General features: G+C 30.0%; 1 protein-coding gene. It reads left to right on the top strand.

Features of this window, described 5'->3' with window-relative positions; all coding sequences use genetic code 11:
• On the top strand, nucleotides 1-223 hold a 223-nt coding region (locus tag ABR397_RS25710; RefSeq protein ID WP_350307951.1), incomplete at both ends, for an Imm42 family immunity protein.

The raw sequence follows: 223 nt of genomic DNA, 5'->3' as shown, positions 1-223 counted from the left end.
TTTTACTTTTCTCTTCAATTTGACATTGTTGAGTCATGGAACTCTCCAGATAGCTTTTGGAAAAATGGAGTATTTTCTTTCTATTTAGAAGGAAATAAATTATTTGACCTTGTTGATGTTTTCGAATTAAGAACAACAATTGGCTTTTACTCAAATATGAAAATAGATGAGTTGGCATGTAATGATATTCCCTTTGATCCTATTACCTTATACAGAAATGCAG

Source organism: Photorhabdus viridis, from assembly GCF_040256935.1.
Classification (GTDB): Bacteria; Pseudomonadota; Gammaproteobacteria; order Enterobacterales; family Enterobacteriaceae; genus Photorhabdus; species Photorhabdus viridis.
Note: the sequence above shows the minus strand (reverse complement) of the source record. Positions and strands in the feature narration are given on the sequence as shown.